Annotated in this window: 25 protein-coding genes; 22 read left to right on the forward strand and 3 right to left on the reverse strand. The window is 51.0% G+C overall.

Features of this window, described 5'->3' with window-relative positions:
- Window positions 1–164: 164 nt before the first annotated feature.
- The 5 genes from lpdA to lipB all read left to right on the forward strand — a co-directional run bounded on the left by lpdA (window position 165) and on the right by lipB (window position 6,029).
- Window positions 165–1,592, forward strand: a complete 1,428-nt coding sequence (lpdA, locus tag AC50X8_RS15180) for a dihydrolipoyl dehydrogenase (protein ID WP_056028941.1) — start codon at window positions 165–167, stop codon at window positions 1,590–1,592.
- A gap of 217 nt (window positions 1,593–1,809) precedes the next feature.
- The gene (locus tag AC50X8_RS15185; RefSeq protein ID WP_056028939.1) at window positions 1,810–2,844 is read left to right on the forward strand and encodes a thiamine pyrophosphate-dependent dehydrogenase E1 component subunit alpha; all 1,035 of its coding nucleotides are present in this window, start codon (window positions 1,810–1,812) and stop codon (window positions 2,842–2,844) included.
- A complete protein-coding gene (locus tag AC50X8_RS15190) occupies window positions 2,844–3,827 on the forward strand; it encodes an alpha-ketoacid dehydrogenase subunit beta (protein WP_056028937.1) in 984 nt (327 codons plus the stop codon). Before AC50X8_RS15185 ends, AC50X8_RS15190 begins: the two co-directional genes overlap by 1 nt.
- Before the next feature lie 91 nt (window positions 3,828–3,918).
- Window positions 3,919–5,265 (forward strand): dihydrolipoamide acetyltransferase family protein, encoded by a 1,347-nt coding sequence (locus AC50X8_RS15195; protein ID WP_494858675.1) that lies wholly within the window; start codon window positions 3,919–3,921, stop codon window positions 5,263–5,265.
- A gap of 17 nt (window positions 5,266–5,282) precedes the next feature.
- Window positions 5,283–6,029 (forward strand): lipoyl(octanoyl) transferase LipB, encoded by a 747-nt coding sequence (lipB, locus tag AC50X8_RS15200; protein WP_056028933.1) that lies wholly within the window; start codon window positions 5,283–5,285, stop codon window positions 6,027–6,029.
- Here lipB and prli42 read toward each other — a convergent pair.
- Window positions 5,985–6,110, reverse strand: coding sequence for a stressosome-associated protein Prli42 (gene prli42 / locus AC50X8_RS15205; RefSeq protein ID WP_150131586.1), 126 nt, complete (start codon window positions 6,108–6,110; stop codon window positions 5,985–5,987). The two genes, lipB and prli42, sit on opposite strands and share 45 nt — an antisense overlap.
- Window positions 6,111–6,158: 48 nt before the next feature.
- On the opposite strand from prli42, the gene AC50X8_RS15210 reads away from it, so the two are divergent.
- Window positions 6,159–7,286 (forward strand): M20/M25/M40 family metallo-hydrolase, encoded by a 1,128-nt coding sequence (locus AC50X8_RS15210; protein WP_056028931.1) that lies wholly within the window; start codon window positions 6,159–6,161, stop codon window positions 7,284–7,286.
- Window positions 7,287–7,421: 135 nt separating this feature from the next.
- Here the strand turns inward: AC50X8_RS15210 and mciZ are convergent, their stop codons facing one another.
- Entirely contained in the window at window positions 7,422–7,565 is a 144-nt protein-coding gene (gene mciZ, locus AC50X8_RS15215; RefSeq protein WP_081418565.1) for a Z-ring formation inhibitor MciZ, read from the reverse strand.
- A 112-nt stretch (window positions 7,566–7,677) separates the two neighbouring features.
- On the opposite strand from mciZ, the gene AC50X8_RS15220 reads away from it, so the two are divergent.
- From AC50X8_RS15220 to fur, 3 genes are all read left to right on the forward strand, one after another.
- Window positions 7,678–8,241, forward strand: coding sequence for an NUDIX domain-containing protein (locus tag AC50X8_RS15220; RefSeq protein ID WP_056028929.1), 564 nt, complete (start codon window positions 7,678–7,680; stop codon window positions 8,239–8,241).
- Window positions 8,242–8,331: 90 nt separating this feature from the next.
- The gene (gene spoIIM / locus AC50X8_RS15225; protein WP_494858680.1) at window positions 8,332–8,976 is read left to right on the forward strand and encodes a stage II sporulation protein M; all 645 of its coding nucleotides are present in this window, start codon (window positions 8,332–8,334) and stop codon (window positions 8,974–8,976) included.
- A 105-nt stretch (window positions 8,977–9,081) separates the two neighbouring features.
- Entirely contained in the window at window positions 9,082–9,549 is a 468-nt protein-coding gene (gene fur, locus AC50X8_RS15230) for a ferric iron uptake transcriptional regulator (RefSeq protein WP_494858681.1), read from the forward strand.
- Between the two features lie 96 nt (window positions 9,550–9,645).
- Here fur and AC50X8_RS15235 read toward each other — a convergent pair whose 3' ends face one another.
- Window positions 9,646–10,806, reverse strand: a complete 1,161-nt coding sequence (locus AC50X8_RS15235; protein WP_056028923.1) for a S8 family peptidase — start codon at window positions 10,804–10,806, stop codon at window positions 9,646–9,648.
- A 192-nt stretch (window positions 10,807–10,998) separates the two neighbouring features.
- Between AC50X8_RS15235 and ald the strand changes: the two genes are divergently transcribed.
- The 13 genes from ald to AC50X8_RS15300 all read left to right on the forward strand — a co-directional run bounded on the left by ald (window position 10,999) and on the right by AC50X8_RS15300 (window position 22,436).
- A complete protein-coding gene (gene ald, locus AC50X8_RS15240; RefSeq protein ID WP_056028921.1) occupies window positions 10,999–12,114 on the forward strand; it encodes an alanine dehydrogenase in 1,116 nt (371 codons plus the stop codon).
- Window positions 12,115–12,194: 80 nt separating this feature from the next.
- Window positions 12,195–12,428: a DUF4227 family protein gene (locus AC50X8_RS15245; protein WP_056028919.1), complete on the forward strand. Its 234-nt coding sequence runs from the start codon at window positions 12,195–12,197 to the stop codon at window positions 12,426–12,428.
- A 107-nt stretch (window positions 12,429–12,535) separates the two neighbouring features.
- On the forward strand, window positions 12,536–13,426 hold the full coding sequence (gene xerD, locus AC50X8_RS15250; protein ID WP_056028917.1) for a site-specific tyrosine recombinase XerD: 891 nt from the start codon (window positions 12,536–12,538) through the stop codon (window positions 13,424–13,426).
- Window positions 13,427–13,561: 135 nt separating this feature from the next.
- Window positions 13,562–14,746 (forward strand): phosphopentomutase, encoded by a 1,185-nt coding sequence (gene deoB, locus AC50X8_RS15255; protein ID WP_494880255.1) that lies wholly within the window; start codon window positions 13,562–13,564, stop codon window positions 14,744–14,746.
- Window positions 14,747–14,821: 75 nt separating this feature from the next.
- Window positions 14,822–15,646, forward strand: coding sequence for a purine-nucleoside phosphorylase (locus tag AC50X8_RS15260; RefSeq protein ID WP_494858686.1), 825 nt, complete (start codon window positions 14,822–14,824; stop codon window positions 15,644–15,646).
- A gap of 165 nt (window positions 15,647–15,811) precedes the next feature.
- Complete coding sequence (locus AC50X8_RS15265) at window positions 15,812–15,982, forward strand: aspartyl-phosphate phosphatase Spo0E family protein (RefSeq protein ID WP_081418563.1); 171 nt, start codon at window positions 15,812–15,814, stop codon at window positions 15,980–15,982.
- Window positions 15,983–16,395: 413 nt separating this feature from the next.
- Window positions 16,396–17,610 (forward strand): D-alanyl-D-alanine carboxypeptidase family protein, encoded by a 1,215-nt coding sequence (locus AC50X8_RS15270; protein WP_494880256.1) that lies wholly within the window; start codon window positions 16,396–16,398, stop codon window positions 17,608–17,610.
- A gap of 198 nt (window positions 17,611–17,808) precedes the next feature.
- Entirely contained in the window at window positions 17,809–18,162 is a 354-nt protein-coding gene (gene spoIIAA / locus AC50X8_RS15275; RefSeq protein WP_056028909.1) for an anti-sigma F factor antagonist, read from the forward strand.
- Window positions 18,163–18,176: 14 nt separating this feature from the next.
- On the forward strand, window positions 18,177–18,605 hold the full coding sequence (spoIIAB, locus tag AC50X8_RS15280; protein WP_056032668.1) for an anti-sigma F factor: 429 nt from the start codon (window positions 18,177–18,179) through the stop codon (window positions 18,603–18,605).
- Window positions 18,606–18,624: 19 nt separating this feature from the next.
- The gene (gene sigF / locus AC50X8_RS15285) at window positions 18,625–19,380 is read left to right on the forward strand and encodes an RNA polymerase sporulation sigma factor SigF (protein ID WP_046231980.1); all 756 of its coding nucleotides are present in this window, start codon (window positions 18,625–18,627) and stop codon (window positions 19,378–19,380) included.
- Between the two features lie 113 nt (window positions 19,381–19,493).
- Window positions 19,494–20,144 carry a stage V sporulation protein AA gene (locus AC50X8_RS15290; protein ID WP_155972713.1) on the forward strand — a complete coding sequence of 217 codons (651 nt, stop codon included), beginning with the start codon at window positions 19,494–19,496 and terminating at the stop codon, window positions 20,142–20,144.
- The gene (locus tag AC50X8_RS15295) at window positions 20,137–20,565 is read left to right on the forward strand and encodes a stage V sporulation protein AB (RefSeq protein WP_056028907.1); all 429 of its coding nucleotides are present in this window, start codon (window positions 20,137–20,139) and stop codon (window positions 20,563–20,565) included. The genes AC50X8_RS15290 and AC50X8_RS15295 overlap by 8 nt, the downstream gene beginning before the upstream one ends.
- Before the next feature lie 59 nt (window positions 20,566–20,624).
- Window positions 20,625–22,436 (forward strand): spore germination protein, encoded by a 1,812-nt coding sequence (locus tag AC50X8_RS15300; RefSeq protein WP_235533013.1) that lies wholly within the window; start codon window positions 20,625–20,627, stop codon window positions 22,434–22,436.
- Window positions 22,437–22,500: the final 64 nt, after the last annotated feature.

A 22,500-nucleotide genomic window follows, 5' to 3' on the forward strand; every position in this document is an offset into this window, starting at 1 on the left:
AAAAGTGTCTATTTCCGAAAAGTTTACGATGAAAACCGCTGCTAAAAAGGTTACAATAATAATGATGCAAACAAACGACGCTCTTAAATATAGCGGAGATGGTGACTAATCAAGGACATCATTTGCTAGCATATATATAGAAATACAGGTGGAGGTTAAAATAGATGGCGATAGAAGTAGATGTAGCTGTGCTGGGCGGCGGCCCGGGAGGTTATACGGCGGCAATCCGCGCGGCCCAAATGGGGAAAAGCGTAGCGATCGTCGAAGCGGACAACCTTGGCGGAACTTGTCTGCATAAAGGTTGTATTCCTAGCAAATCGCTGCTTAGAAGCGCAGAAGTATACGCCACCTTGCTGGAGTCTGATGCCTATGGCATTGCAATAGCTGACGGAGCGATCTCGCTGCAATTCGATAAAGTGCAAAGCCGCAAGGAGCAGACGGTGGAACAGCTTTATAAAGGGCTGCAATATTTAATGAAAAAACATAGCATTCAAGTCATTAAAGGCAGAGGCCGCGTCATTGGCCCTTCCATTTTCTCGCCTCGCAGCGGATCGCTTGCTGTTGAGCTGGCAGATGGAGAAATGGAGCAGGTCGTTTCCAAAAACCTGATTATTGCAACAGGCTCCAGACCGCGTTCTTTGCCTGGCCTAACGCCAGATAGCGAGTATATTCTCACAAGCGATGACGCGCTTGCATTAGAAGAGCTTCCGGCTTCGATTCTGATCGTTGGCGGCGGTGTAATTGGCGTGGAATGGGCATCGATGATGCAGGACTTTGGCGTGCAGGTGACGCTCGTTGAAGCGGGAGCAAGGCTGCTTCCTGGCGAGGATGCCGAGGTGTCGGCTGAGCTTACGCGATTGCTCAAGCGCCGCGGCGTTCGTGTACTTACAAGCGTGCAGCTCAGCACGACTGAGCTAAGTGTGGGAGACGGGGAAGTTTCGATACCGGCTACGACTGCGGATGGCGATGTGCTGCTAAGTGCAAGCAAGCTGCTGCTGGCCGTAGGCCGTCAAGCAAATGTGGAAGGAATCGGGCTTGAAAATACCGATATTCGCACGAAGGACGGCTTTATTCAAATTAATGAATTTGGCCAGACGAATGAGCCGCATATTTATGCGATCGGCGATTGCATCGGCGGAGTCCAGCTTGCGCATGCAGCAGCGCATGAAGGAATTGCTGCTGTGGAGCATATGGGCGGACAGGGTCATGCGGCGATAGAGCCTCATCTCATAACCCGCTGTGTATACTCGCGTCCGGAAATTGCCTCCTACGGATTGACGGAGGATGGGGCGAGAACGAAAGGCCATGACATTAAGACGAGTAAAATCCCGTTTCAAGCGATTGCCAAAGCACTCGTGCTTGGAGATGCCGACGGCTTCGTGAAAGTGATAGCCGACCGTACAACAGGCGACATATTGGGCGTCCATATGATAGGCCCGCATGCGACCGATCTTATTTCGGAAGCTGCGCTTGCTGGATTTCTCAATGCAACACCTTGGGAAGTCGGGCAATTGATTCACCCGCATCCAACGCTGTCTGAAGCGCTGGGTGAGGCGATGCTGGCGATAGACGGAAAGGCGACTGCGATTTAGCAGCTGCCCATGCTTGCTTAAAGCATGGGTTTTCTTTTTCCGTAAAAAGAGGTTATAATGGGTAATATCAAGTATTAGTACCTGGTTTTAATTGTAGTCAGGCGTAGACGGTTGCCCTCGTACTTTGGCGGCAAAAGCACGTTTCGCGGTAAAATAGAAGCCGAGTATAAGCGCGTAGCTTAAACACTCTTGCATTTTTAAAGGAGGCCGAATTCTCATGGGGAAATCCGGTTCAATTGAGCAGCAATCCCGTCATGCCGCAGTTGGCTTAACGGATGAGCAGGCTGTCGAAATGTATGCCATGATGCAGCTGGCGCGCAAGTTTGATGAGCGCAATTTGCTGCTGCAGCGGGCAGGAAAAATCAACTTCCACGTATCGGGTGTGGGTCAAGAGGTGGCACAGGTAGCCGCGGCATTTGCTCTTGATCGTACAGTCGATTATTACTTGCCTTATTATCGGGATTACGGTTTTGTATTGTCCGTCGGAATGACGGTGAAGGAGCTAATGCTGTCCGTGTTTGCGAAAGCGGAAGATCCCAATAGCGGCGGCAGGCAGATGCCAGGGCATTTTGGCAGCAAAAGACTGCGTATTGTCACAGGCTCAAGTCCTGTAACGACCCAGGTTCCGCATGCTGTAGGCATTGCACTCGCTGCAAAGATGAAGAAGCAGGAGCTCGTAAGCTTCGTAACGTTTGGAGAAGGCTCGAGCAATCAGGGCGATTTCCATGAAGGCTGCAATTTTGCAGGCGTTCATAAGCTTCCGGTCATTTTTATGTGTGAAAATAATCAATATGCAATCTCTGTACCCGTTCACAAGCAGCTTGCAGGCCGCGTTGCGGATCGGGCGCTTGGTTATGGCTTCCCTGGCGTGCAAGTTGATGGCAATGATGCGCTGGAAGTGTTCCGCACCGTGAAAGAGGCGCGCGAGCGTGCGATTGCTGGCGAGGGGCCGACGCTTATTGAGGCTATGGTTTATCGCTTGTCTCCGCATTCGACTTCGGATAATGATCTTGCTTATCGGACGAAGGAAGAGGTCGATGAGAACCGGGCGAAGGATGGACTGCCAAAATATAGACAGTATTTGATCGACTGTGGACTCCTTACCGAGGAGAAGGATGCCGAGCTGCTTGCGGGCATTAAGAAGCAAATCGACGAAGCGACTGAATACGGCGACAAGGCAGCATTCCCAACGCCGGAATCGGTGCTTGACCATGTGTATGCAGGAGATGCTGGGCAAGGAGGCGACATTTAGTGGCTGTTATTGAATATATTGAAGCGATTAGGCTTGGCATGAAGGAAGAGCTAGAGCGCGATGAAGACGTGTTCGTGCTTGGCGAGGATGTTGGCGTCAAGGGCGGCGTTTTTACAACGACGAAAGGTTTAATTGACCAGTTCGGAGAGCAGCGCGTTATGGATACGCCCCTAGCGGAATCGGCAATTGCCGGTGTAGCTATTGGTGCAGCTATGTACGGGATGAAGCCAATTGCAGAAATGCAGTATTCGGACTTCATGTTTCCCGCAACGAATCAAATCATAAGCGAAGCGGCTAAAATTCGTTACCGCTCCAACAATGACTGGAGCTGTCCGATCGTTATTCGCGCCCCAATTGGCGGCGGGGTTTTTGGCGGGCTGTATCATTCCCAGTGTCCGGAATCGGTATTTTTCGGGACGCCTGGCTTGAAAATTGTAGCGCCATACCGGGCTTACGATGCGAAAGGGCTGCTAAAGGCTGCTGTACGCGACCCGGACCCGGTTCTCTTTTTTGAAAATAAAAAATGCTACAAGCTGATTACCGGCGAAGTACCAGATGACGATTATATTGTGCCGATTGGCAAAGCAAATGTATTGCGTGAAGGCGACGATATTACCGTCATCAGCTACAGCATGCCGCTGCTGTTCGTTGAACAGGCAGCGCAGGAGCTTGCCCAGGAAGGCATCAGCACTCATATACTTGATTTGCGCACGCTGCAGCCGCTTGATCAAGAGGCTATTTTGGAGTCTGTTCGCAAGACAGGCAAAGTGTTAATCATTCACGAGGATAATAAGACGGGCGGCGTTGGCGCCGAAGTGTCGGCTATTATTGCGGAGCAGCTGTTATATGAGCTGGACGCTCCTATTATGCGTTTATGCGGACCGGACGCTCCGGCGATGCCTATTAATCCGCCTGGCGAGAAGTTTTTCCTGCTGAATAAAGAAAAAGTGAAAGAGGCTATGCGCAATTTGGCTTTGTATTAATGCTTGCTCGAAGCAGTTATTTCGCTGCAATGCGTTAATTTGGACGAAAGCCAGTCCACGTAGCACAAGCCTTTAGGGAGATGGATAATTGATGAAATCGGTGACGGAGATTGTTATTCCGCAGCTGGCGGAATCGCTCGTATCGGCAACGATCGATAAGTGGCTTAAGCAGCCTGGCGACCACATTGACATGTATGAGCCCATTTGTGAGCTCATTACGGACAAGGTTAGCGCGGAGCTGCCTTCTACGGTATCGGGTACGATGGTTAAAATTTTGGTTGGCAACGGTGAAACGGTTCCTGTTGGGACGCCGGTATGCCTAATCGAAACGGAAGGCGCAGCAGAAATGCAGGCTACTGGCGGGGCGCCATCGGGTTATAGTGAAGCAGCGCAAGGCGCGGGCTTGTCTACAGCTCAGCAAGGCGGTGCACAGGAGGCGGAAGGAGATATGTCGATGCGCAATCGCTTCTCTCCAGCTGTTCAGAGGCTGGCAGCCGAGCATAATATTCGTTTGAGCGACGTTCCGGGGACTGGTCTTGGCGGTCGTATTACCCGTAAAGACGTGCTTACCTTCGTCGAATCGGGCGGAGCGGCAGGCAGTTCTGTGAGCAAAGCCAGCCCGCAAACCGGCCGGGAGCCAAGTATTGAGCAAGTTCGTTCAACTGGCTTGCATTTGACCGAAACGCCGCGCCTGCCAACGATTCAGCAATATGATTCTCCCGTTTCAGGGGTGCCTGGACGAGGCGAAGATTATATTGAGGTTACGCCGATTCGCGGCGCAATCGCACGTAATATGAAACAGAGCGTCACCGAAATTCCGCATGGGTGGATGATGATTGAGGTTGATGTTACGAATCTCGTCGTGCTGCGCAACAAGGTGAAAGATGAATTTATGAAGCGCGAGGGCATTAATTTGACCTATCTCGCTTTCGTGTTGAAAGCAGTCGTTAATGCGATCAAGGAATTCCCGATTATGAACTCCATGTGGGCGGTCGATAAAATCATCGTGAAGCGCGACATTAACATATCGCTTGCGGTAGGTACCGAGGAATCGGTTGCGACTCCCGTCATAAAAAACGCCGATCACAAAACGATCGCGGGACTTGCGAAAGAAATCGACGACTTGGCTCGCCGTGGACGCGAAGGGCGCTTAACGCTGGCTGACATGCAGGGCGGTACGTTTACCGTTAACAATACGGGCTCCTTCGGCTCGATTATTACGCATCCGATCATTAACTATCCGCAAGCGGCCATTATGACGTTTGAATCGATTGTGAAGCGTCCGGTTGTCATTAATGACATGCTCGCGATTCGCTCGATGGCAAACCTCTGCTTGTCGCTGGATCACCGCATTTTGGACGGCATTATTTGCGGTCGTTTTATGCAAAAGGTGAAGGAGAATTTGGAGAGCTTCAACAACGATACGAAATTGTATTAGAAATGAGGGACGCCGCTATGACTGACTCTACTCATGTACCTTATGGGAAGAAACCGCTTGAAGCCCGTTATATTTCCATGCTTGGCTATGCGGAGGCATGGGAGCTGCAAAAATCGATGGTGAAGCAAGTTGATCAGGAGGAGCGTCCGGAGACGCTTCTCCTTCTTCAACATCCGCCGACCTATACGCTTGGCTCAGACCGCCATCCCGAGCATTTGCTGCTGGATGAGAAGGAGCTTGCAGAGCGGGGCATTTCTGTATTTGAAATTGATCGCGGTGGGGATATTACGTATCATGGGCCTGGCCAGCTTGTCGGCTATCCGCTGCTTTATCTGGATGCGGTCGGCCTCGATCTGCATGCTTATTTGCGCAACGTCGAACAAGTCATCATCAATTGGCTGAAGGATTATGGCATTGAATCAGGCAGGAAGCCCGAGTACACCGGCGTGTGGGTAGGGGATGAGAAAATTGCGGCTATCGGTGTGAAATTTAATCGGGCGCGAAAGCGCGGCGGATTTGTGACGAGTCATGGATTTGCGCTAAATATAGAGGCGGGCATTGCGGAGAGTGGCTTTAGCGGCATTGTGCCGTGCGGCATCGAACAGTTCGGCGTCACTTCATTTAATACGCTGACGGGCCGCGAGCTGTCGGTAAGTGAAGCGGCGCAGCAGCTGCTGCCGCATTTCTGCGATGTATTTGGTTTTGCGCAGGATGCTGTTCTAATAAGAGAACAGCATGCCGATGCCGGCAACCAAGCTGGATAACAGCATGGCAGCAATAACCACGATGGCTACAATTCGAACATACTTGGAAGGATTCACAAGGCAGATCTCCTTTCTAAACATTTCTATAAGCCCTATTATAGTCGAAAATGACGAACGGAGGAAACGTTAATGATTAATGAGCAACGGTTAGTAGATGAATTTGTACAATTGGTGAAAATTGATAGTGAAACGAAGCATGAGCAGCTTATAAGCGTTGAGCTTAAGAAAAAATTCGGAGAGCTGGGACTTTCGCTGGAAGAGGATGATGCGGCAGCCAAAACAGGTCATGGCGCGGGTAATCTATTTGCCTATCTGGAAGCATCCGGTGTGGAAAATGCTCCGACTATCTTTTTTACTTCCCATATGGATACGGTAACGCCTGGTGTAGGTATTAAGCCGCAAATTGATGCAGATGGGTACATACGCAGCGATGGCACTACCATTCTTGGAGCGGACGATAAAGCGGGTCTTGCCGCGATGTTTGAGGCGATTCGTGTGCTTAAGGAACAATCGATTCCGCATGGTCCTATCCAGTTTGTCATTACCGTAGGCGAGGAGTCGGGACTGCTCGGAGCTCGCGCGCTGGATGCGTCCAAGCTGAAGGCGAAATTCGGCTACGCGCTCGATTCAAATGGCTCAGTAGGCGAAATTGCGGTTGCTGCGCCAACACAGGCGAGAGTCACCATTGAGTTTCACGGCAAGTCAGCTCATGCTGGCGTTAACCCGGAAGCGGGAATCAGTGCGATCCAAGTGGCAGGAAAAGCGATTGCAAGAATGCCGCTCGGCCGCATCGATAAGGAAACGACAGCGAATATTGGCTCTTTTGAAGGCGGCGGCGCTACGAATATCGTCGTTGATTATGTGAAGCTGAATGCGGAAGCACGCAGTATTGTGCAGCATAAGCTGGATGCCCAGCTGGATGCTATGCGTGAAGCGGTAGAAAGTGCAGCAGCGGAGTTTGGCGCCAAAGGCGTGTTCAGCAGCGAGGTCATTTACCCGTCTTATTCGTACGATGAGAGCGATGCTGTTGTGCAGCTTGCCCAAACGGCGATTAAGGCGATCGGATTGACGCCAAAAACCTTCCACTCCGGCGGCGGCAGCGATGCCAATGTGTTTAATGGACTCGGCGTGCCGACGGTTAACTTGGCTGTTGGCTACGAGCATATTCATACGACGCAGGAACAAATTAAAGTAGCCGATCTAGTCAAAACGACGGAATTGGTCGTTGAGATTATGAAGCAGGCAGCTAAAGCTTAATAGGCCCTGCAGCATAGCAGTAGAGAAACCAAACAAGCGATAGGTCAGGAAAAGAGCATTTTCCCGGGCGTATCGCTTGTTTTCCATGTATTTAGGCGGCAGTCTGCTGGCGCTTTTATGATTCAGAACCCATTATTATGAGCTAGTTCGCGTCAAAAAGCTTGCTAACGGTTCAGAAGCTCCGCTTGCTGCCTTGCAGGACATGAGGCGCAGTTGATGGCGAATTTCCCATCCTTTGCCGACAAGGCGAAGATGGCTGACGCTTGTATAGGTTTTCATCGTTACCTAAGCTCCTTCACTATCAAAAATATTTGGATAAGGATAGGTATGCGGATATCGGACAAGTTATGCACGTTACTTTATTCTTACACGCAAAGGGGAATATTCATTCATGAATGAGGAAATTAATCGCTGGAAAGAAGAAACAACCCATACCGAACCGATTTTTTCTGGCAAAATCATTTCGCTGCAGGTAGATACGGTCGCCTTGCCGGATGGCAGTACGGCGACTAGGGAAATCGTCAAGCATCCGGGCGCTGCGGCTGTCATCGCTCTATTAAATGGCAAGCTGCTCGTCGTTGAGCAATACCGCAAGCCGCTGGAGAAATTTCAGATTGAGCTGCCGGCAGGCAAGCTGGATGCTGGTGAGGATCCACTCGAGGCGGCGAGGCGCGAGCTGGAAGAGGAGACGGGCTACAAAGCGGATACGCTGCAGCTTGTGAGCGCTTTTTATACGTCGCCGGGCTTTGCGGATGAGAAGCTGTATGTTTATTTCACGGATCAGGTCGTTTCTGGCAAGCAGCAGACGGATGAGGATGAGTTTCTGGAAGTGATGGCGATTACGCTTGAGGAAGCAGAAGCCTATATCTCCGAAGGGCGCATCAGTGATGCCAAGACGATTATGGCCGTCTACGTGTGGAAGCTGTATTTGCTGACAGGCAAGCTGCCCATTTAGAAAGAGGAAGCGTATAAGCTCCTTCTCTCCCGTCATAGGTGTGCTTAAAGGAACATACACTTTATCACATGGGACAAGAGGGGGAAGGCTATGCGTTCGCGGATGGGGAAGGGGCCCGCAGGGAGCCAGCTGACGCTGTATGTGTTTGTGGGCGTGCTGTTTGTCGTGGGCGTCATTTTTGGCGGGTTGATGGTAAATGCGCTCACCTTTGAGCAGCAGCAGGATTTGGCTTCGGATATGAGCCAGTATGTACAGCTTATGCATGGCGGGGCGGTTGCGGATAGCGCGGCTACGTTTTGGGAGCGCGTTTTTTTTCATGGAAAATGGCTGCTGGTGCTGTGGTTCCTTGGCATTACCGTTGTCGGCATACCGCTGGTGCTGGCTATGGATTTTCTAAAAGGCGTGCTTGTCGGCTTTGCGCTCGGTACGCTCATTACACAATATTCATGGAAGGGCGTGCTGTTTTCGCTCGTCTCGATTGCGCCGCCTAATTTAATTATTGTGCCGGCCATTTTGATGGCGAGCGCTTCGGCGCTGTCTTTTTCGTTGTATGTGGTGAAAAATAGGCTGATGCGGCAAAACGGCACACTTGCCCCGCAAATGCTGAGCTTTACGACGACAGCGATGCTGATGCTGATGGTTTTAATCGGAGCCGCTTTGATTGAAGCTTACGTCTCTCCACTGTTAATGAGCTGGGCAGCACCGATTTTAGACGCTTCCGCCGCGGCAATCTGATGCCCAATCCACGCCAAAATGTTTGACTTTCACAAGGGTTTGACTCTATAATGAAAGCAAACGTTTTCTGATGTTGGCGCAGACATGTGTGGTAGGGGGGAAATCATGGAAGCCCGGATTGATAAGATTAAACAACAGTTGCAGTCGCAGGGCTACAAATTAACCCCGCAGCGTGAAGCAACAGTACGTGTATTGCTTGAGAATGAGGAAGATCACTTGAGCGCGGAAGATGTGTTCATGCTTGTGAAGGACAAGGCGCCAGAAATTGGCCTTGCAACAGTGTATCGGACACTTGAGCTATTAAGCGAAATGCATGTAGTGGAGAAGCTTAATTTTGGCGACGGGGTTGCCAGATACGATCTGAGAACGGACAGCAGCAAGCACCATCATCATCATCTTATTTGTGTGCAATGCGGATCGATGGATGAGATTAAGGACGATTGGCTGCTGCCACTTGAGGAACGATTGGAAGAGGAATATGGTTTTTCGGTTCTCGACCATCGATTGGACTTCCAGGGCATTTGTCGTAAATGCAATGAGAAGAATGCGAATGCGAAAAAAGAAGAATCATAAACGGCTTTGCTGCCCAGTGTTTCTGGACGGCGAAGCCGTTTTGGCGTTACATATGAGGAAAGACGTTCGGGTTGGAGTATAGCGTGGCCCGCTGGATCAGGAGCTTACATTGCGAATGCGCCCGAGCCGCAGCAGGCCGGAGCCTTGCGCAGTGGGCAAATAGCCTTTTAACGGTACAGACCACTTGCGAAGAACAGTCGATACACGGGCGGAGCTTAGCTTTGGCCTTACGGACAGCAATAAAGCAGCACCGCCAGCCACATGGGGAGACGACATGCTCGTTCCTGACATGATGGCATATTTGCCATTCAGCCAAGTAGAGATGATTTCTGTTCCCGGCGCGGCAACATCAATGCCCATTCCTCGATTGCTGTAATCGGCGATCTGGTTGAGCCGATTGGTAGCAGCGACAGCGATCGTCTCCGGAAAGGAAGCTGGCTCGTCGATCGTCGTCGTATTTGGCCCCTCATTGCCAGCTGAGGCAGTAATGACGATGCCCTGCTTCGCTGCCCGCTTGATCGCTTGGCGCAGCAAATCGCTGTGCTGGCCGCTGACGATGCCAAAGCTCATATTAATGACATTCATTTTGTTGCGAATGCACCATTCAATGGCATCTACAATGTCGGACACGTAGCCTGAACCGTAAAGGTCCAATGCCTTCACGGCATACAGCTTAATATTGGGAGCTACGCCATACAGTCCTGTTAAGCCTCTGCCTGCCGCAATGCCGGCAACATGAGTGCCATGGCCATTGTCATCGTAATAGCTTGTGCCGCCCATCGTATTGACACCGCCCGATATGCGCAGATCGGGATGCTTGGCAATGCCGGTATCAATAATGGCAAGCTTGACAGGTCTGCCAAGTGTGCGCTTCCAAGCAAGCGGCGCCTGTACTCTTTTAATATTCCAAGGCACCTTATTGGCGTCTACAGTCGTTTTTATAATGGGGAGATTTGGCTTTATGGTGCGGGTTGCCATTTGGGGAGCGGTATCATGCTTGCGGATTTTAACATCCCGCTCCATTAGCTTAACCTCAGGATGCCGGATAATATGTTTCCACGAGCTGCGCCGGTCAAGCAGAAAACCGATCATTTTGCAGCCAGGCATCGTTTTGAATGGATGAATGCCGCGCGATTCGAGCAGGCGCAAGCAGCGTTTATAGGAGCTGTGCGTAGTAAAGCTGATGAGCTGGCGTTCTGTATGTTTAGAAGGTTTATAGGCAGAACAGGAAGCGATCAGGTTATCTAATCGAGGCATGATGGGCTCCTCCTCCATTTATTAGGCAGACATGAGACTACTTGTGTAGTGTATGGAGGAGGGCGAGGTGTGGACTGGGTATTCGTCCCCAAGTACATATTTTTTGCAGCAGATGGAAATTGTATCGCTTAGGACAAGCCTTTGACGTACAATATGGCTATATCCCCATTATTTTCTTTAGGAGGTTTTTTCATGATCATTGGCGTTCCCAAAGAAATAAAAACGAGTGAATACCGGGTAGCATTGACGCCAGCAGGCGTCACCATGCTTAAAGCAGCGGGACATCAAGTGCTAGTACAGACAGGGGCAGGAGATGGCAGCGGCTTTCAAGACGGCGATTATGCAAGCGAGGGTGCCGTAATCGTAGACTCGGCTGCTGGAGTATGGGAACGCGCAGAAATGATTATGAAAGTAAAGGAGCCTCTCCCAGAGGAATATGGATTTTTCCGCAAAGGGCAGCTTTTGTTCACCTATTTGCATCTTGCGGCTGCGCCGGAGCTGGCGAAAGCTTTAATGGACAGCGAGGTTACTGCTATAGCCTATGAAACGATTCAGCTTCAAAATGGCAGTCTGCCGCTGCTGACGCCAATGAGCGAGGTTGCAGGACGTATGGCAGTACAAGTTGGCGCCCAGTTTCTGGAGGCGTTTAACGGCGGCAGAGGTGTCCTCCTGGGCGGTGTGCCTGGGGTAGCACCGGGGGAGGTCGTCATTATCGGGGGCGGCATCGTCGGTACGAATGCCGCGAAGGTTGCGCTTGGCATGGGAGCAACCGTCGTGCTGCTTGAGCGCAGTCTTGATCGAATGCGTTACTTGGATGATATATTTGGCGGCCGCATTCAGACCGTAATGTCGAGCACGTATCATATTGCCGAGGCGGTGGCGAAGGCGGATTTGCTTATTGGCGCTGTGCTGATTCCGGGGGCGAAGGCGCCTCATCTGGTGACGGAGGAAATGGTCAAAACGATGAAAAAAGGCGCAGTCATCGTCGATGTCGCCGTTGACCAGGGCGGCTCCATTGCAACGGTTGACCGGGCTACTACGCATAAGGACCCAGTTTACGTCAAACATGGCGTCATCCATTATGCGGTAGCGAACATTCCGGGTGCTGTGCCGCGCACCTCGACCTTTGCGCTGACGAATGTCACCATGCCTTACGCGCTGCTGCTCGCAAATGACGGGCTGGCGGCGATAAAGCTCAGCGAGCCTCTGCAGAAAGGCGTCAATACGCATAGCGGCAAATTAACCTATGAGCAGGTGGCGGCGGCACTGGAACTGCCATTTACACCGATTCAAACACTGCTTGCTTGAGCATATAAGCCCCTCTCTCATCATATGGTAAAATGGGCGGGACAAACCTGCTCGCATATATAGAGAGGGGCGAGAGGCTAATGGTATTGTCTGCGCGCAAATGGTTCAGCCGCTTCGTATTTATGCTGCTGTTCATCGGTTTGTTCATCGTCGCCACTGGCGGCTATGATTGGCTCGTTGATGTCGTGTCGCCAAGCAATCCTTATGAAGTTCCGCAAGGCGAGGCCGTTAAGGCCATTTGGCATAGTACATATGAGTGGGATAATGGTAATATAGCGGATAGGCTGCGCTTTTTCTATTGGTACGGCGAATAGCTGGGCAGGATAAAAAGCTCGCCAAGCAGGATTTATGATCCTTGGTGTGGAAATACCGAAGTACGCTTTAATGGCGTGCAAAGGCTGGAAGCATGAAAGGAAACAGGATGAAATCTTTGGTGAACTCATTTATTCGTTTTTTAAGCGTGGAACGCTCCTTGTCGAAAAATACATTGGAGTCGTACGGGCGGGATTTGCTGTTTCTACTGGATTATATGGAAAGCCAGAATATCGAGTCAGCATCGGCTGTGCAAAAGCATCATTTGGCGCATTATTTGCTGCAATTAAAGGAGGATGGGCGCAAGCCGTCTACTTTATCGCGGCACATCGTGTCGATACGCGCTTTCTTTCATTATTTGCTGGTTGAAGGTTTCATTGATCGCGACCCTTCCATCTATATTGAATCGCCGAAGCAGGAAACGAAGCCGCCGCAAATTTTATCGATGGAGCATACAAGTCTGCTGCTGGATACGCCGCAATGCGTGACGACTGCAGGAAAGCGGGACAAGGCGATGCTGGAGCTGCTGTATGCGACTGGCATGCGCGTGTCGGAGCTGATTTCGCTGGATGTGCCAAGCGTCAACCAACAGCTCGGCTTTATTCAGTGTGTAGGCAGCAACCGGAAGGAGCGTATTGTTCCATTTGGAAGAAAAGCTGCAGAAGCGCTGGAAGATTATTTGGAGCATGGGCGAGTCGGGCTGCAGCGGCACGGCAAGCAGGAGGACGCGCTCTTTTTGAATCATTTGGGGACGCGGATGACGCGGCAGGGCTTCTGGAAGACGGTCAAAAAGTATGCAAAAGAGGCCGGCATTGAAGCGGATATTACGCCGCATACGCTGCGCCATTCGTTCGCTGCCCATTTGCTCGAAAACGGCGCTGATGTGCGTACCGTACAAGCGCTGCTTGGCCACGCCGATGTTGCTACAACCCAGAAATACTCCAAACTGACAAAGGTGAAAATGAAAGATGTATACAACAGCGCGCATCCACGCGCTTGAAAGATAGCAAAGTCAGCGGCTGCTTAAGACTAGGTCAGGCAGTGCGGATGCGCACCGAATGTTGGTGGAAAGTCAAACCTTTCACATAAGCACATTGTTCTTCACCAGATATACTACCAGAAAGGTTGGGACTACATGAGTAAATTTGATCGTATTGCCGTTATTGTGCTCGACAGCGTTGGAATTGGCGAACAGCCGGATGCGGAGGCGTTCGGCGACGTTGGCTCGCATACGCTTGGGCATATCGTAGAAAGAGTAAAGGGGACAAGCCTGCCAAATTTGCGCCAGCTTGGCCTTGACCGTATTGCGCCGCTCGGCGATTGGAAGCCGGCAGAGGGACAGTCTGGCGCTTACTATGGAAAAATGCAGGAGGTATCGGTTGGCAAAGATACGATGACCGGGCATTGGGAGCTGATGGGGCTGAAGCTGACGGTCCCTTTTCAGACGTTTCCAGGCGGGTTCCCGGATGAGCTGATCGCTTTATTCGAGGAGCGCACAGGACGCAAGGTCATCGGCAATAAGCCGGCAAGCGGTACGGAAATTTTGGACGAGCTGGGCGCTGAGCAAATGGAGACGGGAGCATGGATCGTCTACACTTCTGCTGACAGTGTTTTTCAAATTGCAGCGCATGAAGGCATCATCCCGCTAGACGAACTATACCGCGCTTGCGAAATTGCGCGTGAGCTGACGATGGATGAGCGATATACGGTAGGGCGGGTTATCGCCAGACCCTATGAAGGGGAGCCGGGCGCGTTCAAGCGTACGCCTAATCGCCATGATTATGCAGTCAAGCCGCCGGAGCCTACGGTGCTTAATGCCCTGCAAGATGGCGGACTCGACACGATTTCCATCGGGAAAATCAATGATATTTTTGATGGAGAGGGCATTAATGCTTCTACGCCCACGAAGAGCAACGCTGATGGCATCGCCCGTACGATAGCTGCTTTGAAGGAGCCTTTTAAGGGCTTGCTGTTTACGAATCTCGTTGATTTTGATTCCTTGTACGGACATCGCAGAGACCCAGAAGGCTACGCCGCCGCACTAGAAGAGTTTGACCGCGCTTTGCCTGAGCTTACGCAAACGATTGGACCGCGCGATTTGCTAGTCATTACCGCAGATCACGGCAATGATCCCGTTCATCCGGGTACGGACCATACGCGGGAATATGTGCCGCTGCTGCTTTATAGCCCAGCATTCAAGCAGCCTGGACAGCTAGCGTCGCGAGCAACCTTCTCCGATTTAGGAGCGACGATTGCTGACAACTTCAATGTAAAGGCTCCGCCAAACGGCACAAGCTTTCTCGAATTGCTTGAAGCTTAATTGATTCAATTAAATCAATTAAATCAATTAAATCAACTAAAGAATGAATGAACGAACGACTTGGAGGCTATAACTATGAGCGTAATTACAGCAGCACAAATTAAAGAAGCGGCATCCTACATTGCCGGACGTACGGACTTGTTGCCAGAGGTTGGCCTGATTATGGGCTCCGGTCTTGGTGTTTTAGGCGATCATTTGGAAAATCCAGTGACGATTGCGTACCACGATATTCCGCATTTCCCGGTGTCCACAGTGGAAGGCCATGCAGGAGAGCTTCTCATTGGCACCTTGTCCGGCCGGCCAGTACTATTGATGCGCGGCCGCTTTCATATGTATGAAGGCTACGGCCCAGAGCTGACGGCATTTCCGGTACGCGTAATGAAGGCACTTGGCGTATCAACGCTGCTTGTGACGAATGCGGCTGGCGGCGTCAACCTTGCGTTTGAATCCGGCAACCTGATGCTGATTTCTGACCACCTGAACATGACAGGCAAAAACCCGCTGATTGGCCCAAATGATAACGAGCTGGGCGTTCGTTTCCCTGATATGTCGGAGGCTTACAGCAAACGACTGCGCGGTATTGCCCGTGAACTTGCGGCAAGCCAAGGGCTTGCACTAGCTGAGGGAGTATACGCTGGACTGCTCGGACCGACGTATGAAACGCCTGCGGAAATTCGCATGCTGCGCGTTTTGGGGGCAGATGCTGTCGGAATGTCGACCGTTGCGGAAGTGATAACCGCAAGACATGCGGGAATTGAAGTTCTTGGCATTTCTTGTATTACGAATATGGCTGCGGGGATTTTGGATCAGCCGCTTAACCACGAAGAGGTTATGGAGACGGCAGAGCGCGTGAAATCTCAATTTTTAGACCTTGTAAAAGGTTTGGTTCCGCTCATTTAAAGAACAGTTTACTGCTTAAGTAGTTTAAATAAGCTGGAAATTGGTGTTATTTTGTCCGCAAACTTGTAACACAATTGTAACAATTGGCTCGACTCATTGTGACAGTATTTTAAAACGCCATCGTCGTATAATGTCCGTAATTATAGAAAAATGGAGTGGAGTTAAATGGACAAGCAATTGCTCTTGGAGATGGAGAAGTTGCGCGATAAAATGGTTGAGACGGCGCTTATCAAACAAACTTTTCTTCACCGAGAGGTACTGCGGCTAAGCCAATCGCTAGACGTTTTAATCGTGCGTGCGCAGGAAGAGCGACGTACTGTTTCCAGCCATAAATAAACAGAGATAGTGGCATGAAGCGTATGTTGAGAACTGCCAAATGATGCTTAGCGAAGGCGACTGTCGCAATAAAAAGGGGTAATTAGATTTAATTGGCAAGTAATGACATAAAAAATTCAAAAACCGTTCTTGCAGGAAGCTAAAGCTTCTGCGAGGGCGGTTTTTTTTGCGAATATAAGCATTTTGGAATAATTTACATAAAAACAGGCGACACTGTGGAAGACAAGCGTAAACGGCTGAAGCCGTCCTTTGGCGGCAAAGCTTCCGTTTCGCGGGTGAAATATAAGCCCATTTATAAGTGTAAAACTTATAAATTCTTATATTTAAATATAGCCGAATTGCGGCGAATTCCCGTGAACCGAACATTTTGCGGAGTACGGGCATGCCGCAGCTTCATAGGAGGGAATCTGTTCTTGAAAAAACTACGGAATAAACTGTGCTTATGCATCCTTGCGCTAGCTGTCTCTTTGCCAACCGCTGTATTCGCGGCAGAAGCGGCTGAGACACCGCTCTTCCCATCGCTGCCAGCAGCGGAGCAGTCCGGAAGCGCGGAGCCTCATTTGGCGCCATCGGCCCGTTCTGCCATTCTTATGGATGCGGACAGTGGAACGATTATTTACGAGAAAAACAGCCATGATCAGCTGCCTCCGGCAAGCATCACCAAAATTATGACGATGCTGCTTATTATGGAGGCGCTGGCTGACGGCAAGCTCAAGCTGACCGACAAGGTGCAGACGAGCGAATATGCGTCTTCCATGGGCGGCTCGCAAATTTTTCTGGAGCCCGGCGAGGAAATGACCGTTGACGACATGATTAAAGGAATTGCTCTAGCCTCTGGCAATGATGCTTCTGTTGCGATGGCAGAGAAGCTTGGAGGCACCGAGGAGCAATTCGTGGCGATGATGAATGAGAAAGCGAAGCAGCTCGGGCTGAAGGAAACCCATTTTGCCAATTGCAACGGCTTGCCTTCAAAGGATCATTATTCGTCGGCCCATGACATTGCGGTTATGTCGCGTGAGCTGCTCAAGCATACGAATATTACGAAATACACGGGAATGTATCAGGATTATTTGCGTAAAACGTCAGAGAAGCCATTCTGGCTCGTCAACACAAATAAGCTTGTGCGGTTCTATAGCGGTGCAGACGGCCTGAAAACCGGATTTACGAATGAAGCTAAGTTTTGCTTGTCGGCCACGGCAAGACGGGATGGGCTTCGCATCATTGCAGTCGTAATGGGCGAGCCGAATACGAAGACACGCAATACGGAAGTGTCGCAAATGTTTGATTATGCGTTTGCCCAATATATGACGCATCCGATTTTTAAAGAGGGCGATGCCATGGGCAAGGTGCATGTGGAGAAGGGCGTGGTGTCCGAGCTTGAGCTGGTCGCTCCCCATGCATACAGCGTGCTGCTCAAAAAAGGGGCAAACACGAGCGATATCCGCTATGAGCTGAAAATCGACGGCTCGCTTAAAGCGCCTGTTGCGATTGGTGCGCCGATCGGCAAGCTTCTCGTCTATCAGGGAGACAAGCTGCTGAAGGAATTCCCCGTTGATGCGCCGCAGACGATTGAACGGGCTGGCTGGTGGAAAATGCTGAAGCGCTCGTTTGGCGGATTGTTCGCTTAAACCGGATTAAATCGGATTGAACAGGGTAATCTGGATTCATTCCGTGCGTTTTGCCAGAAAATAGCGAGCTTAAGCTGCATATTTTGTCACCTCTTAGGGCTCTGCTTCTAGTTTTGTCGCCGTGCAGGAAACACATGCCCCGCTGGAGAAATGCTAGTTCTATCCAAATGCACAGCTTAAAGGAGATGAACAGCAATTATGAATTTGCAAGCTGAACTGGAGCATTATCGCAATGTGCTTATTGTACGTCTGCGCGGAGAGCTGGATCATCATACAGCCGACGTCGTCAAGGTCAAGATGGAGGATGCGATTTTACGAGGAAGCAGCGACCACATCATTCTCAGCTTGAAGGATTTGCAATTCATGGACAGCTCGGGGCTTGGCGTCATTCTGGGCAGGTATAAGCAGGTGAAGGCAAGAGGCGGGAAAATGGTTGTCTGCGCCGTTAGTCCAAGCGTTCACCGGCTTTTTGAAATGTCGGGCTTGTTTAAAATTTTGGAAATTCATGATAATGAACGGATGGCGATTTCAAGTCTGGAGGTGGTATCGTGAAGCGAAGCAATGAAATGACATTAACCTTCAGCGCCCGCTCAGAGAACGAGGCTTTTGCCCGCGTAGCGGTGTCAGCCTTCGTCTCCCAGCTCGATCCGACGCTTGGGGAGCTGAATGATTTAAAGACAGCAATCTCGGAAGCGGTAACCAATGCGATTATTCACGGCTATGATAGCGACGCAGCCGGCAAAGTGACGATAGAGGGTTATATTGAAGGAGAAACGATCTCCTTGACGGTTATTGACCATGGACGCGGTATTGAAGATTTGGACTTGGCTCGCCAGCCGCTTTACACTTCCAAGCCGGAGCTTGAGCGCTCGGGCATGGGTTTTACGATCATGGAAAATTTTATGGACCGATTCGAGGTTGTCAGCGAGCTTGGCGGCGGTACGCGCGTCAGCATGCTGAAACGAATTGAATCGAAAAAAGCGCTATACAACTAGCGCATAGGGGTTGAACCTCATGGATTCCGGGTTGAAACAAACGGCTCAGCCGTATTTGGATGATGCGGAAGTAAAGCGGCTTATTGCGTTAAGCCAGTCTGGCGACACGTTGGCAAGGGACACGCTTGTAGGATGCAATATTCGTTTGGTATGGTCAGTAGTTCAACGTTTCATCAACCGGGGCTATGAGCCTGACGATCTGTTTCAGATCGGCTGTATTGGTCTGCTCAAATCGGTTGACAAATTCGACCTTTCCTATGATGTTAAATTTTCCACCTATGCCGTGCCGATGATTATCGGTGAAATCCAGCGGTTTTTGCGAGATGACGGTACGCTTAAAGTCAGCCGCTCGCTCAAGGAAACGGCGAATAAGGTGCGCAAAATGAAAGACGAGCTTTCCAAGGTGCTGGGACGGCTGCCGACTATTAGTGAAGTAGCGGAACGGCTGGGCATTACGCCGGAGGATGTCGTATTTGCGCAGGAAGCGAATAAGCCGCCAACCTCGATTCATGAGACGGTATTTGAAAATGACGGCGATCCCATTACGCTGATGGATCAAATTGCCGATGATTCGCAGGAGCGCTGGTTCGACAAGCTTGCGCTTACCGAGGCTATCGAAGGCCTTAGCGAGCGGGAACGGCTCATCGTGTATTTGCGTTATTACCGGGACAAGACGCAATCAGAAGTAGCGAGTCGTCTAGGCATTTCACAAGTACAGGTGTCGCGTCTGGAGAAAAAAATATTGCAGTCCATCAAAGATCAAATCGCCTTGTAGGCGGTTTGATCTTTTTTTCTTGTTTTTACCTGCTGCAGCGTGACTATCTTATTCCTGTTTTTCTCATACTAAAAGGGAAACGAACCCAAGTACAGATAAAGGACTGATGACGGATGGATACGATGCAGCGGCAGCCTCTCTATTTGCGCTTGCGCAAGCGGATTGGAATACGCCCCGGGAAAGAAGTGACGCTCGGGCAGGCGGCGAGGCTGCTTGGCGAGTCCGAAGAGCAGGAACGCCGCTTGGGCCAGCTCGTTCTATATCGTCACAGCAAGCCAGACGGCAACCGCGTCGTCATCGATTTGCTGCAAATCGTCAGCCGGCTGCGGGAGCTTGAGCCAGGCTTGTCTATTGAAGCCTATGGCGATCCGCAGGTGTTGGTCATGATTGCGGACAAGCCGCCCAAGCCGCGGATTCCGCTGCTTATTTTTTCGTGGCTGCTGCTGTTTTTTGGCGCGGGTCTGGCAATTATGAACTTCCATACCGACGTCAGCATGAAGGAGGTCCATATTCGGATCGTCGAGCTGATTACCGGAGAGCATAACGAGCATCCGCTGTGGTTTCAAATTCCATATTCCTTCGGCATAGGGCTGGGCATGGTGCTGTTTTTCAACCATCTGTTCCGAAAAAGGTTCAATGAAGAGCCGAATCCGCTTGAGGTAGAGCTGTTCACCTACCAGGAAAATGTGAACGCCTACGTCATCGCCGACGAGATGCGTAAAAAAAATGATCGCCAAACCGCTCGGAGTGAGGACGATGCTTGATTGGCCGATTCATGCATTTATTGTCATGCTGGGCTTATCGGGAGGACTTGCAGTAGGCAGCGGACTGGTGGCGCTGCTAACGGTGCTGGATCTTATTCCGCGGCTTGCGCAGATCGCTTATGCCTATAGCCTGTCCATTTGGTTTGAGACGGCCGTTATAAGCGGGGCGGTCTATTGGACATTCGCAGATTTTTTCGATTGGAAGCTTTCGCTTGCAGGCATTACATCACAAATGGCTGCCGGGCTGCTGAACGGCATTTTCGTCGGCTTGCTTGCGGCGGCGCTTACGGAGGTGCTGAACGTCTTCCCCATCCTCGCCAAACGCATCCATTTGTCGGACTATTTAGTTGGCCTTGTGATGGCGATGGTGCTTGGCAAAACATTGGGATCGCTGCTGGACTGGCTTTGGTATCAATGGTAGGAAAATGGCAGAGAAATAAGATGGCAATGCTGGAGAACTGAGTGAGGTGAAGGAAGAAGATGGATAAGGATCAGGAGCAGCATAATGAACCGGGACAAGATTACAAGCACGCTAGTATTCCTGACATGATGAAGCTGGGAAATGAGCGGGGCACGGATACAGATAGGGACATCCATTCATCCGGCAAAAGAAAACGAGGCTGGCGGCAGGTGAAGGAGTTTATTCACGCCAAGCAGCTTGTTGGAGGGGAGCATCAGGAGCGACGCGAGGAGAGTAGAAGCGACCAGCAGCAAAATAGGGAGGAAGGGCAGCATGGCCACGGCCAGCCGCTGCATGCCCGTTCTAAAACGCTGGGACGAAGGAAGTCGCAAGGCAAAGGGCAGGGCAGCAAGCAAGGGCAGGATGGCCGAGAGGAACGAATACCTTCTGATTTGGATGACGTGCTGGAGCGGCTGAAAAATGAGCTTGGCTACGGCACCAGCTTCGATGTTGTCGTTCGGGAAATGATCTTCGGCGAGCGGCGGGTTGCCTTCGTGTTTATGAACGGTTTGGCAAAGGATACGCTGCAAACAGAAGTGCTTAAGCGGCTGACCTATTTGCAGCCGGACGATTTGTCATCCGATGCGCTGCATGCCTTTCTAGATATGTATGTGCCAGCGACTCAAGTTAGGTCTGAGCAGGATTGGAACAAGCTGCTGACGGGCATTCTCTCTGGGGGAACGGCGCTGTTCATCGACAAGGAAGCGACGGCGCTGCTCATTGACGCCAAAAACTACCCGGCCCGCTCGCCGGACGAGCCGAGCCTGGAGCGGGCCGTCAGGGGCAGCCGTGACGGTTTCGTCGAAACGTTGATGATGAATATATCGCTTGTACGGCGCAGACTGCGCGACCCGCAGCTTCGTTACGAGCTGGTGCAGATCGGCGAGCGAACGCAGACGGATGTCTGTATCGCCTACATTGACGATCTGGTAGACAAGGAATTGCTTAAATCCATTAAGGAAAAAATTTCGATCGTCAAGGTTGACGGCCTTCCGCTTGCCGACAAGCAGCTGGAGGAGGCGACCGTTAAACGGGGCTGGAGCCCATTCCCGCTTGTGCGTTACTCTGAGCGTCCAGACGTCGTAGCCTCACATTTGCTTGAAGGGGCAGTTGTCGTCTTCGTGGATACGTCGCCGAGCGTCATGATTTTGCCGACGACGTATTTCGATCTTATCCAGCATGTCGAGGAAAATCGCCAGACGCCGTTTATCGGTACCTATCTGCGCTGGGTACGATTTATTGGCATATTCGCCTCGCTTTTTCTGCTGCCGCTCTGGCTGCTGTTCGTTATCCATCCTGAGCTAAAGCCGCAGGCGCTGGAATTTCTCGGACCTTCAAAAACCGGCAAGCTGCCGCTGCTCGTGCAGTTTTTGCTGGCAGAGGTCGGCGTCGATCTGCTGCGCCTCGCCTCGGTGCATACACCAACTTCGCTGGCAACGGCGATGTCGCTCGTATCGGCTATTCTCATTGGGGATATTGCAGTGAAGACAGGCATTTTCGTCAACGAGGTCATTTTGTACATGTCGGTTGCGGCTATTGGCATGTTTGCGACGCCGAGCTATGAGCTGGGCCTGGCGAACCGGATTATCAGACTTGTGCTCATTACGCTTGTAGCTGCTCTCCAGGTTCCTGGCTTTATTGTCGGGACGACGGTCATCTTGCTGTTTTTGTGCATGGAGCGTTCATTCAACCGCCCTTACATGTGGCCGTTCATCCCGTTCGACTTCAGAGCGATGATGAGTATTATTTTCCGGACGCCCGTGCTGCAAAATCGCAAGCGGCCCAATCTGCTGCGGCCGCAGCAGCTCGATAAAATGCCTAAAACGGAGTGAAATCGGAAAAAATGCAAATGACATGTTAAATTATCCATTACGCTTGCGGGTAGATTACGATATA

The organism is Paenibacillus sp. JT22N15 (assembly GCF_059383755.1).

Bases quoted from the DNA above. Each gene is read 5' to 3' on its own strand.
- AC50X8_RS15260 (WP_494858686.1), top strand. From the start codon at position 14,822: ATGAGCGTAATTACAGCAGCACAAATTAAAGAAGCGGCATCCTACATT.
- ald (WP_056028921.1), top strand. From the start codon at position 10,999: ATGATCATTGGCGTTCCCAAAGAAATAAAAACGAGTGAATACCGGGTA.
- mciZ (WP_081418565.1), bottom strand. From the start codon at position 7,565: ATGAAAACCTATACAAGCGTCAGCCATCTTCGCCTTGTCGGCAAAGGA.
- AC50X8_RS15290 (WP_155972713.1), top strand. From the start codon at position 19,494: ATGGATACGATGCAGCGGCAGCCTCTCTATTTGCGCTTGCGCAAGCGG.
- spoIIAB (WP_056032668.1), top strand. From the start codon at position 18,177: ATGACATTAACCTTCAGCGCCCGCTCAGAGAACGAGGCTTTTGCCCGC.
- spoIIAA (WP_056028909.1), top strand. From the start codon at position 17,809: ATGAATTTGCAAGCTGAACTGGAGCATTATCGCAATGTGCTTATTGTA.
- AC50X8_RS15235 (WP_056028923.1), bottom strand. From the start codon at position 10,806: ATGCCTCGATTAGATAACCTGATCGCTTCCTGTTCTGCCTATAAACCT.
- AC50X8_RS15220 (WP_056028929.1), top strand. From the start codon at position 7,678: ATGAATGAGGAAATTAATCGCTGGAAAGAAGAAACAACCCATACCGAA.
- lipB (WP_056028933.1), top strand. From the start codon at position 5,283: ATGACTGACTCTACTCATGTACCTTATGGGAAGAAACCGCTTGAAGCC.
- AC50X8_RS15295 (WP_056028907.1), top strand. From the start codon at position 20,137: ATGCTTGATTGGCCGATTCATGCATTTATTGTCATGCTGGGCTTATCG.
- AC50X8_RS15210 (WP_056028931.1), top strand. From the start codon at position 6,159: ATGATTAATGAGCAACGGTTAGTAGATGAATTTGTACAATTGGTGAAA.
- AC50X8_RS15265 (WP_081418563.1), top strand. From the start codon at position 15,812: ATGGACAAGCAATTGCTCTTGGAGATGGAGAAGTTGCGCGATAAAATG.
- AC50X8_RS15245 (WP_056028919.1), top strand. From the start codon at position 12,195: ATGGTATTGTCTGCGCGCAAATGGTTCAGCCGCTTCGTATTTATGCTG.
- prli42 (WP_150131586.1), bottom strand. From the start codon at position 6,110: ATGTTTAGAAAGGAGATCTGCCTTGTGAATCCTTCCAAGTATGTTCGA.
- AC50X8_RS15185 (WP_056028939.1), top strand. From the start codon at position 1,810: ATGGGGAAATCCGGTTCAATTGAGCAGCAATCCCGTCATGCCGCAGTT.
- xerD (WP_056028917.1), top strand. From the start codon at position 12,536: ATGAAATCTTTGGTGAACTCATTTATTCGTTTTTTAAGCGTGGAACGC.
- AC50X8_RS15300 (WP_235533013.1), top strand. From the start codon at position 20,625: ATGGATAAGGATCAGGAGCAGCATAATGAACCGGGACAAGATTACAAG.
- sigF (WP_046231980.1), top strand. From the start codon at position 18,625: ATGGATTCCGGGTTGAAACAAACGGCTCAGCCGTATTTGGATGATGCG.
- spoIIM (WP_494858680.1), top strand. From the start codon at position 8,332: ATGCGTTCGCGGATGGGGAAGGGGCCCGCAGGGAGCCAGCTGACGCTG.
- lpdA (WP_056028941.1), top strand. From the start codon at position 165: ATGGCGATAGAAGTAGATGTAGCTGTGCTGGGCGGCGGCCCGGGAGGT.
- deoB (WP_494880255.1), top strand. From the start codon at position 13,562: ATGAGTAAATTTGATCGTATTGCCGTTATTGTGCTCGACAGCGTTGGA.
- fur (WP_494858681.1), top strand. From the start codon at position 9,082: ATGGAAGCCCGGATTGATAAGATTAAACAACAGTTGCAGTCGCAGGGC.
- AC50X8_RS15195 (WP_494858675.1), top strand. From the start codon at position 3,919: ATGAAATCGGTGACGGAGATTGTTATTCCGCAGCTGGCGGAATCGCTC.